The 9,748-nt window shown below is 62.7% G+C and carries 13 protein-coding genes; 5 read left to right on the top strand and 8 right to left on the bottom strand.

Annotated features, from left to right (window positions below; genetic code table 11):
- Positions 1-10: 10 nt before the first annotated feature.
- From kdsA to TR61_RS07900, 3 genes are read right to left on the bottom strand one after another with little or no spacing between them, the layout of a single operon-like run.
- Entirely contained in the window at positions 11-844 is an 834-nt protein-coding gene (kdsA, locus tag TR61_RS07890) for a 3-deoxy-8-phosphooctulonate synthase (RefSeq protein WP_050929377.1), read from the bottom strand.
- Positions 845-2,569 carry a KpsE/RkpR family capsule polysaccharide export protein gene (locus tag TR61_RS07895; RefSeq protein ID WP_050929378.1) on the bottom strand — a complete coding sequence of 575 codons (1,725 nt, stop codon included), beginning with the start codon at positions 2,567-2,569 and terminating at the stop codon, positions 845-847.
- A complete protein-coding gene (locus TR61_RS07900; RefSeq protein WP_050929379.1) occupies positions 2,526-3,206 on the bottom strand; it encodes an ABC transporter ATP-binding protein in 681 nt (226 codons plus the stop codon). The genes TR61_RS07895 and TR61_RS07900 overlap by 44 nt, the downstream gene beginning before the upstream one ends.
- A gap of 335 nt (positions 3,207-3,541) precedes the next feature.
- Here TR61_RS07900 and TR61_RS07905 point away from each other — a divergent pair, with 335 nt between their 5' ends.
- The 3 genes from TR61_RS07905 to TR61_RS07915 all read left to right on the top strand — a co-directional run bounded on the left by TR61_RS07905 (position 3,542) and on the right by TR61_RS07915 (position 5,698).
- Positions 3,542-4,138, top strand: a complete 597-nt coding sequence (locus tag TR61_RS07905; protein ID WP_050929380.1) for a uracil-DNA glycosylase family protein — start codon at positions 3,542-3,544, stop codon at positions 4,136-4,138.
- Positions 4,135-4,926, top strand: coding sequence for an SseB family protein (locus tag TR61_RS07910; protein ID WP_050929381.1), 792 nt, complete (start codon positions 4,135-4,137; stop codon positions 4,924-4,926). The genes TR61_RS07905 and TR61_RS07910 overlap by 4 nt, the downstream gene beginning before the upstream one ends.
- A gap of 250 nt (positions 4,927-5,176) precedes the next feature.
- Complete coding sequence (locus TR61_RS07915) at positions 5,177-5,698, top strand: YHS domain-containing (seleno)protein (RefSeq protein WP_050929382.1); 522 nt, start codon at positions 5,177-5,179, stop codon at positions 5,696-5,698.
- 57 nt (positions 5,699-5,755) lie between these two features.
- Here the strand turns inward: TR61_RS07915 and TR61_RS07920 are convergent, their stop codons facing one another.
- From TR61_RS07920 to TR61_RS07930, 3 genes are read right to left on the bottom strand one after another with little or no spacing between them, the layout of a single operon-like run.
- A complete protein-coding gene (locus tag TR61_RS07920) occupies positions 5,756-6,184 on the bottom strand; it encodes an ester cyclase (protein ID WP_050929383.1) in 429 nt (142 codons plus the stop codon).
- Positions 6,177-6,626 carry a glyoxalase superfamily protein gene (locus tag TR61_RS07925; protein ID WP_050929384.1) on the bottom strand — a complete coding sequence of 150 codons (450 nt, stop codon included), beginning with the start codon at positions 6,624-6,626 and terminating at the stop codon, positions 6,177-6,179. The genes TR61_RS07920 and TR61_RS07925 overlap by 8 nt, the downstream gene beginning before the upstream one ends.
- Positions 6,627-6,628: 2 nt before the next feature.
- Positions 6,629-7,030 (bottom strand): hypothetical protein, encoded by a 402-nt coding sequence (locus tag TR61_RS07930; RefSeq protein ID WP_050929385.1) that lies wholly within the window; start codon positions 7,028-7,030, stop codon positions 6,629-6,631.
- A gap of 100 nt (positions 7,031-7,130) precedes the next feature.
- Here TR61_RS07930 and TR61_RS07935 point away from each other — a divergent pair, with 100 nt between their 5' ends.
- Positions 7,131-7,325 (top strand): hypothetical protein, encoded by a 195-nt coding sequence (locus TR61_RS07935; RefSeq protein ID WP_050929386.1) that lies wholly within the window; start codon positions 7,131-7,133, stop codon positions 7,323-7,325.
- Here TR61_RS07935 and TR61_RS07940 read toward each other — a convergent pair whose 3' ends face one another.
- Complete coding sequence (locus tag TR61_RS07940) at positions 7,326-7,892, bottom strand: GcrA family cell cycle regulator (RefSeq protein ID WP_050929387.1); 567 nt, start codon at positions 7,890-7,892, stop codon at positions 7,326-7,328.
- Positions 7,893-8,034: 142 nt separating this feature from the next.
- On the opposite strand from TR61_RS07940, the gene TR61_RS07945 reads away from it, so the two are divergent.
- Positions 8,035-8,838 carry an ABC transporter permease gene (locus TR61_RS07945; protein ID WP_050929388.1) on the top strand — a complete coding sequence of 268 codons (804 nt, stop codon included), beginning with the start codon at positions 8,035-8,037 and terminating at the stop codon, positions 8,836-8,838.
- 16 nt (positions 8,839-8,854) lie between these two features.
- On the opposite strand, the gene TR61_RS07950 is transcribed toward TR61_RS07945, so the two are convergent.
- Positions 8,855-9,748 (bottom strand): amidase family protein (locus TR61_RS07950; protein WP_245626844.1); only part of this gene is annotated, 894 nt, incomplete at its 5' end.

Below are 9,748 nucleotides of genomic sequence, written 5' to 3' on the forward strand. Positions count from 1 at the left end.
GAAAAACGTCTCAGAGATGAATGGGATGGTCTTTGGCGATCTTGTCGAAGGCCATCATGGTGTCGACCAATTCCGGCATGTTGTGCAGGAAGATCATGTTTGGGCCGTCACAAGGCGCATTATCTGGGTCTTGATGGGTTTCGATAAAGACCGCGGCAACACCGATCGATACTGCGGCGCGCGCCATCACTGGGGCAAACTCGCGCTGGCCACCGGATGATCCACCCTGGCCGCCCGGCTGTTGCACCGAATGGGTGGCGTCCATCACCACCGGATAACCTGTCGAGGCCATCTGCGGCAGGGACCGCATGTCAGCCACCAGCGTGTTGTAGCCGAAAGAGGTGCCGCGTTCGGTCAGCATGATCTTGTCATTGCCGGTGCTTTCGATCTTGGCCACCACATTGGGCATGTCCCAAGGGGCCAGGAACTGACCCTTTTTGACGTTGATCACCGCGCCTGTTTTGCCAGCGGCCACCAGCATGTCGGTCTGACGGCTGAGGAATGCGGGGATTTGCAGGATGTCGACTGCTTCGGCCGCAGGCGCGCACTGCGCTTCGTTATGCACGTCTGTCAGGACGGGCACCCCGATTTTCTTGCGAACGTCCGACAGCACAGCCAAACCTTCCTCAAGCCCCGGGCCGCGATTGGACAATACCGAGGTGCGGTTGGCTTTATCAAAACTGGCCTTGAAGACATATTGCGCGCCCGCCGCGTCGCAGATTTCCTTCATGCGGCCCGCAATCATCTGCGCGTGATCCGCGCTTTCCAATTGGCAGGGGCCGGCGATCACGGTCAGCGGGCGATCGTTTCCGATGGTCAGACCGCCCAGCGATATATGTTTCATCTATGCGCTTACCTGTTCACGTAGGATGGATGCTGTGAGCGAGATTAGCAGGTAAATGCCGCCAAAGACCATGAAAGCCAAGAGCGTATTCTCGAATGAGCGGGGATAGGACGGTTCTTCGCTGGCCACCGGCTCGACCGAGATGGTCAGGTAACGGACCTGACGGTTGGCTTCCATCCGGGTGGTTTCCACCGCCTGGAGGGCCGATTGCAGCATCATATCGCGGGTCATCAGGTCGGCCTGGGCCATCTGGATACGCACGGCAAGCTGTGCAAGGGAGTTTTCGCCCTGGCTCATATCGGTCATTTTCGCATTCAGTTCGTCGAGGAAGGACTGGATGCGGCGAATATCGGCCTCGGCCCCCTCCACGCGGGACTGGTTGGGCCGAGGGTTGTCCTTGAGCGCGGCCAGTTGCAGGCGTTTTTCCTGAAGCTGCACTTCGAGGCTGTTGATCTGCGAGCGGATCGAGGCAATCACCGCCTCAGGGTCCAGGATAGAACCCTGCACCTGCAGATCGACCAGGCGCTGCTGGGCCTCGCGGCGTTCGGCCTCGGCCTCCTTGAAGCTTTTCATCGCTTCGCGCATTTGGTCCGAACGTTTCTGCTCTGACAGGCTGTTCACCCGTTCTTCGGCGTATGAGATCAGCTTGCGCGAGAAATCGGCAGCCACCTGCGGATCGGTGGCGATCACCTCCATCCGGATGACGCCTTCGGTGGGGTCATAGCCGATCTTCACGTTCTTGCGGAAAACCTTGTAGGCCTCTTCGTTGGTGGGGTTGTCCTCCAGACGCTGGATCGGGTCGATGGACGGGTCGTTGAAGTGACTTTTAAAGCCCTCATCCTCATTCAGGCGCAGCATGGCGTCTTTGGACTGCAGATAAGACTGCACCGCGATGCTGTCCTGATTGGTGGCAAACTGCGTGCCTGACAGCAGGCCACCCATTGGGCTGCCGCCGGCGCCATCGGCCTGCAGGATCAAAAATTCCGATTTGGTGGAATACATCGGCGTTGCCACGGCGAAGAAGTAATACCCCGCGATGATCGTGGGCAGCATGACGAAGAAGGACAGGCGCGCCAGCAGCAGCCCCAGCTTCTTGCGGCGGCGGGCGACAAGGTCGCGCTGGATCTTGCTGATCTCTTCCTCGCGCTGACGGGCGGGGCTGAGATGGGGCGAAGGCAGGTTGGTCCTGGCAAGAGGGACCGTCTGCGGAAGCTGGATGTTCTGTTCGGCCTTTTCGTCTTTCTGCGTGTCCTCATTGGCTTTGGGGACAACGAGTTCCAGCATGTTGGAGCGCTGGAACGGGTCGATGCCCTTTTGGCGCAACAGGCGCACCGCGTCGAAATCGGATGTGGCGGGCAGGTTGTGGCGCTGCGCCACCCGGCGGGCCATGCGCAGCTGGCGTCCGGTCAGCCCTTCCTTGCGGATGGCGTCGATATCGGTATTCGCGGCGGTTTCGCGCGCGGAAGACACCTCGCCGGAGCGGGCAGGCTCTTGCGCGTGTTGCGCTGGCTCAGGACTTTGTGCCCGGGCGGCGGCGCGATCCTGGGCGGCTTTTTCCTTGGCGGCGCGCACGGCTTCCTGGCGGGGCGTTTGCGGCACATCGGCTTGCGACACAGCCCGGCTGGCCGCTTGCGGCTGCGGCTGAGCGGCGGCTGTGGCACTGGGCGCAGCGGAAGAACCGCTACGCCTGATGCGGAAACGCTTGGCCTTTGGTTTCGTAGTCATAAAGCTGCTTGGCCTCTTCGAGGGTGTCGAACATATGCAGTTGGCCGTTCATCAGAACGCCGGCTTTCTGCACGAATCTTTCCAGTGTTTCGGGTTTGTGCGAGACGATGACGAGGGTCGTGCTGTTAAGCCGTTCCGCCAGCAGATCGCCTGCCCGTTTGTTGAATTCCGCGTCGCCGGCCGAGGGCATCCCCTCGTCCACGAGATAGATATCGAAATCGAGCGCCAGCATCAGCGCAAAGGAAAAGCGCGCGCGCATGCCCGATGAATAGGTGCCCAGGGGCTGGTCGAAATATTCGCCCAGATCGCAAAGCCAGCGGCAGAAGCTTTCCACGTAATCCGGGTCAAGCCCATAAAGCCGCGCGATATAGCGGCTGTTTTCCATCGCCGAAACGCGGCTGACGACGCCGCCCATGAAGCCCAGGGGAAAGGAGGTTTTGCTGGAGCGGACGATCTCGCCCTCGTCAGCTTTTTCGAGGCCGGCCATCATGTTGATCAGGGTAGTTTTGCCGGTGCCGTTGGGGGCCAGGATCCCAAGCGACGTGCCGATTTCGACGCGAAACGACGCGCGATCCAGGATCACCTTGCGCTGCGACCCCGTCCAGAAGGATTTGCTGACGTTTCTGAACTCAATCATCTCAAGATGCGAACGGCGTTCGTCCGACCCTTATTACCTATACGCTCCTGCCCAATGGGCCCTCTTTTACCAGAGGTTGCAATATGCACTAGCTGCTGAATTTGGCCACATTATGTCGAAATGTGAAACAAAATCAAAAAGCGGGTTCCGTCGCTGTTGCGCCCTGATTTTTCTGGGCTGCAAGGCGGTGTTTGGGCGGAGTTTCGCAACCGGGGCGTGGGATAGGACGGACGCGTGGTTGTTTCCCCAGATGAAACAGAGATGCCTTGGCTTGTCTTGGCGCGCGCGCGGTGTCATCCCCTTGGGCATATGCGCCAGAGGGCAGGGCGGAACGGATGACGGAACAGGCAGAACGGCTTGCGGCAGAGATCGAGGGTTGCCGGATCTGTGCGGCGCAGTTTGCGGCGACGCAGACAGCGCATGCGCCGCGGCCCGTCGTGTGGTTTCGGCCCGGCGCGCGTATCCTGGTGGCAGGCCAGGCCCCGGGCGCGCGGGTGCATCAATCGGGCCGGCCCTTCACCGATCCTTCCGGGGATCGCCTGCGGCAGTGGCTGGGTGTGGATGAGGCCACGTTTTACGACCGCGACAGGCTGGCGATCATTCCCATGGCGTTCTGTTTTCCCGGTTACGACGCGCGCAAGGCCGATCTGCCGCCTCCGCCCATCTGTTCTGAAACCTGGCATGACCGCGTGATGGCAGCTTTGGGTGAGGTTGAACTGATGGTTCTGGTGGGTGCCCATGCCCATCGATGGCATCTGGGCGCGCGCACAGCGGTCACGGACACGGTTGCGGGGTGGCGCGCCCATGCGCCGCGCGTCTTTCCCTTGCCTCACCCGTCCTGGCGCAATACCGGGTGGCTAAAGAAAAACCCGTGGTTCGAGGCCGAGCTTCTTCCGGTTCTGCGCGCGCGGGTTGCAGAGGTGTTGGAATGACAGAGATGACCCCCCTGGATCAGGCCCATGCAGCGATGGAGGCCGCACCGGCCGACGATGCCGCGCGGTTGCGGTTTTACGAGCGGCTCGCCGATAGCGAGCTGTTCCTGCTGCTGACCGAGGAGCCCAAAGGCGAGGCGCTGTCGCCCGAACTGTTCGAGCTGGCCGATGGCCGCTTCGTTCTAGCCTTCGATCGGGAGGCGCGGCTGGCCGATTTCGTGGGCCGTCCCGCACCCTATGCCGCGCTGTCGGGCCGGGTGATCGCGGCGATGCTGGCCGAACAGGGGATCGGGCTGGGTGTGAACCTGGAGGTTGCGCCCTCGTCTATCCTGATGCCGGCGGAGGCGGTTGCCTGGCTGCATGCCACGCTGGGCCACGGGCCGGAAGAGGTCGAAGCGCGTATGGAGGCGTTCGAGCCGCCCAAGGGTCTGCCTGAGATCTTGCTGAGCGCGCTGGATACCAAGCTGGCCACCGCACGGGGGCTGGCGCGGTCGGCCTATCTGGTTGGTGTCGCCTATGAGGGCGGTGGGCGTGGTCACCTTCTGGGGTTCATTGATGCGCTGCCGCAGGCGCAGGGCGCGCTGGCCCGCGCCGTGAGCGAGGCGCTGACCTTCTCGGGGATCGAGGCGGGCGCGCTGGATGTGGGGTTCTTTGACGCCTCTGACGTGGCCGCTGCGCGGATGGCGCAGGTGGGCCTGCGCTTCGATCTGCCGGAGCTGTCCGAGGAAGACCGGGGCCTGCGCCCTGCGCCCGGCAGTGACCCGGAAAAGCCGCCCATCCTGCGGTGAGCCTATGTGCGCACTGGCGATTTGTTGCAAAACCCAACGCCGCTCACGCGGTGTGTGAGGCGTTTTGATCAGAAAGCCCGGCTTTTGCCGCAGATTTTCGGGCTTTCGTTACAACCCGATCACGCACAGGTCGCCACCCATCACGTGGCGGAGAGGGGGGCTTTGGTTTTCCGCTGCGTCAGGACATCTTTGGACCCAGGCGGCGCGTGCTGCCCCCCTGTGACCCCGGTTTCCTGATAAGGATGGAAGAATGTTCAGATCCCTTGCCCTTGCAGCCGCTGCTGCCTTCACCTTTGCCACTGCCGCCTTTGCCGGCGATCAATATGTCGATGAAACAGGCTTTGCCGTGTCAGGCTATGACGTGGTGGCCTACCGGTCTTTGACGCAATCGCCCGTGGGCACAGCCCAACCCGAAGCAGTGCCGGGCCGCGCCGACATCACCGCGGAATACAATGGCGCCACCTTCGCCTTTGCCAGCGAGGAAAACCGCGATCTGTTCGCCAGCAACCCCGAGTTTTATGCGCCGCAATATGACGGCCACTGCGCCTATGGGGTGTCGAAAGGCGGCAAGGTGCCCGGCAACCCGAACCTGTGGCGGATCGTGGATGACAAGCTGTATCTGAACATCACCAAGAATGTGGTGGGCTTCTGGGAAGAAGATATCCCCGGTAACATCAACCTGGCCGAAGGCAACTGGCCGGGGATCGAAGGTGATGTGGCGTCCGACCGGACCATCCCGAACTTCTCCTCCTCCGCGCCGGTCACGAACTGATTTTTTCGACGTAACGCGAAGCGGGACCGCGGCAGAGGCTCTGCCGCGGTCTTTTTTTCATGCGGGTGCAGGTTGCATCAGCTGCTGGGCCACCCCAAGCCTGTCGGCGATTTGCCAATGACCAACCAGCATGTCCCAGCCGTCAAAGCTGTAGACCGTGAGGCCGGACATGGTGATCTTGCGGCCCGATGCCGGGAAACCCGGCAAGTCGCCCAGATGGGTGCCGCGCCATGTCCAGGCGACCGCGACGCGGCGGTCGTCCTGGATCATCTCGACCGGGGTAAAGACCTGGTCGGGTGCTGCGGCGCGCGATTTGGCCACGCGGTCGCGAAAACCCTGTTGGGTCAGGGTTTGGCCATCCCAGGGATCGCCGGGATCGTGACGGATCTGATAGCTGTCACCCAGATAAAGCGGAATCCGCTCCAGGCGGCCCAAAGTCCAGATTTCCGTCAGGAACGACGCGAGCCTTGGCTTGAGATCAGTCATGGGACCACTCCACCACCAGATGCGGCGTGCCATCCGAACGGTGGCGCAGGGACCGACCGTTTTGATCGACCGTGCCGGTAATCTGCCGCCGCCAGGACGAGAAGCTGTCGAAGCTGACCACGTCGATGGGCTGATCCAGCTGGATCGCCACGTGCCAAAGGGTTTGCGCCCCGCGCCGTGACAGGGATTTCAGAACCCCCGCAAAAGGCTGGCCCAGATAGCGGCCCGTAACCCTGCTGCCCACCTGCGGTGTGGCGGGGGGTGGCGGCGTGTCGGCCCAGGCGCGCAGGGTGTTCCAATCCCATGCGCCATATTGCTGGGCCAGAAGCTCCAGCGATCTGGAGTGCGTGATCTGCGTGCCCTGGTCTGCAAGGGCCTGTCGCAATCGGCGCGCCTGATCCTTCAGATCAGACACGCTGGGTGTGTTTTGTGAATGTTTCATCCTTATGCCTTTACGCTGTCGCGTGGCAGTCTCGGGCGGGGCTCGCATTGCCGTCCAACGCACGCGTTGCGGAAGACATCAGGGTCGGTCAAGGGTTTCACCATGGCTGTCGCCTGCAAGCGGCGGGCACCCTTGTTGCCCGTGCGTGGCAGGTAAGGCCCGCCGCGCGCGGGGTCAATCGGCCATTGCCAGCATGCAAGGCGAAGGGCTGTCATCGCGGCAGATAAGTCACAACCCAAGGAGCGGGCATGGATCCCAAAGCCCTGGCCGAACACCTGGTCGCCAAAGCGCCAGGCGGCAAATTCGGAGAGCCGTATATGCTGGAGCTGCAGGGTCTGCGCGATCTGCTGGGGGCTTACGAGACCGATGCCGAGATCGCAGCGGCAACCGCGGCCTTTCAGCATCGGCTGGAAAAGCTGACGGGATATTGCGCGTCTGACGCCAATCCAGCGGCCGCATCGCCGCCCCGACGCGCCGCGCCACAACCCGGCCTGCAGGCGTTGCTTGAGAGCGCAGGCGCAGATCGGGCAGGCCTTCTCGGCCCCGTTGGACGGGACAGAGGCGCGGCCGGACGTGCTGGGCCAGCGCACCTGGGGCACTATCAGGGATCTGATCGAAAAAGGCGCAGACAAAGCAGCCTGCGCCCGGATGATCGAAGACGAAAACGCGGCCTTGCGCGCCGCGTGGGACGCGCGCTGATCAGCGGCGGCGGTCGCGACGCGAGCTCATCGGCTGGAAGGCCACGCCCACATGCGCCTCGCAATAGGGTTTGCCGGCTTGTACGGGCAGGCCGCAGAACCAGAAATCTTCTGTCGCGGGGTCGCCCACGGGCCATTTGCAGGTGCGTTCGGTCAGCTCCATCAGGCTGAGCTTCTTGGCTTTCTTTTCAACCTCGTTGACCTTGGCCAAGGCTTCGGGGCTGATCTCGTTCGCCGACGGCTGCGGAGGCAGGGGTTGACCTGCCGGAATGATCTGACGGCGCGCGGGCGTTGCCGGTTTCGCCTCGGCCTCCGGCGCTGGGGCGGGGCGGGCGGGTTCCGTCTTGGGCGCTGGTTTCGGCTTGGCCTCGGCCTTGGGTGCCGGTTTCGCCTTGGCCTCGGTCTTGGTGGCGCCACCTGTGGCGCGGTTAGACAGCCCCAAACGATGCACCTTGCCGATGACCGCATTGCGGGTCACGCCGCCCAGTTCCTTGGCGATCTGGCTGGCGGATTGACCCTCCCCCCACATTTTCTTCAAGAGTTCGACGCGTTCGTCGGTCCAGGACATCAGGCCCGCCTTTCGAGATAAAAGGGCGGCCTTTCCGGGCCGCCGCAATGTGTTTTTCCGTGCAAGGCCCTATTCTAATCACTGACGGCTGAGTTACAAGGCGTCTCGCACCGGCAGAGATGGCAAAAACACGGGCAGAAGAATGCAGCGAACGGATGATCTGGGAATACGCCGCTTTGGGCGGGTGAACTGGCTGGGGCTTTACACATTGGCCGCGCGCGAGGTGCTGCGGTTTACCAATGTGTGGACACAGACGGTACTTGCGCCGCTGGTGACGGCGGGTTTGTTCCTGATGATCTTCACCATCGCCATCGGCGCCAGCCGAAGCGATGTGATGGGCGTGCCCTTCCTGACCTTTCTGGCGCCCGGCATCCTGATGATGACGGTAATCCAGAACGCCTTTGCCAACACATCCTCGTCGATGGTGGTGTCGAAGGTGCAGGGTAATATCGTTGACACGCTGATGCCGCCCCTGTCGCCGGTCGAGCTGGTTCTGGGCTATCTCGCGGGCGGCATCGCGCGGGGGCTGGTGGTGGCGGTGATCATCGCGCTGGGCCTGTGGCTAACGCTGGGGCTGGTGCCCGTGGCACCGCTGACCGCATTGGTCTTTGTGGTGCTGGGATCGGCCTTTCTGGGCGCGCTGGGGCTGATCGCCGGGGTTTTTGCCAACAAGTTCGATCAGATGGCGGCGATCACCAATTTCGTGATCACACCCCTGGCCTTCCTTTCAGGCACCTTCTATTCGGTCGAGGCGCTGCCGCCTGTTCTGAACGAAATCATTCACTGGAACCCGGTGTTTTACCTGATCGACGGGGTGCGCTTTGGCATGATCGGTGTGTCAGACAGCAGCCCCCTTCTGGGGCTTGCTGTGTCGGGCGGGGCGACATTGGTTGCCGCCCTTGTTCTGTGGCAGATGTTTCGCACGGGCTACAGGTTGAAGGCCTGAGCGGGGGCCGCGCGGTTTAGCCCATGTGATCCCAAAGCGCGTTGCAGACGGGGCCGATGCGCGCCTCGATCGCTTCCATGGCATCCACGATCAGATCCTCGCGCCAGCGACGCCCTGCGATCTGCACGCCGATGGGCTGGGGGCCTGTGTCAAGCTGGGCGATGCGCGTGGGGATATTGCCTGCGGGCAGGCCGGTGAAATTCATCACGAAAGACCAATGCGCATGGCCCAGCGCCTCGCGCACGCCTTCGGCCCCTTCCGCGTCGCGGCCTGCGGTGAAGAAGGGGGTCAGCAGGAAAGGCGTCAGCACCAGCGGGTAATCTTCCAGAAAAAGTGACCACTGACGCGCGTAATGGCTGCGCTGGGCCATCATCTGAAGAAGTTCGGCCCCCTCATAGGGCGGGTATTGCGTGTAATATTCGTCAAAGATCGCGTTCATCGTGTCAGAGCCATAGGCGCGCAGATCCGCACCCATCAGAGCCTTCACTTCGCCCATGAGGGTGCGGTAACCGACATCGCCGGTCTCACGCACGAGGGGCGGTTCGACAGCCTCCACCGCATAGCCCGCATCGCTGAGCGCGTCTGCCGCGGCATCCAGCGCGGCTGAGACATCGGGGTGCATGCCAAAGCCCAGATCGTCCTTGGTAAAGGCCACCTTGATCGGGCCATCCAGCGCCGGGCCACGCCAGGGCAAAGGCGCGTGGAAGGGATCGCGCGGATCGGGGGCGATCATCGTGGGCATGGAAAGATGCAGGTCCGAGGCATGGCGCGTGATCAGGCCCTGCACCGACATGGATTGCGCCAGCATGCCGCGTTCGGCTTTCTGGCTGGGGTTCCAGGCCGGCACGCGGCCCAGGCCCGGTTTCACGGTCACAGCGCCGTTGGCTGAGGCGGGGAAGCGCAGGCTGCC

This window comes from Aestuariivita boseongensis (assembly GCF_001262635.1).
Lineage (GTDB): Bacteria > Pseudomonadota > Alphaproteobacteria > Rhodobacterales > Rhodobacteraceae > Aestuariivita > Aestuariivita boseongensis.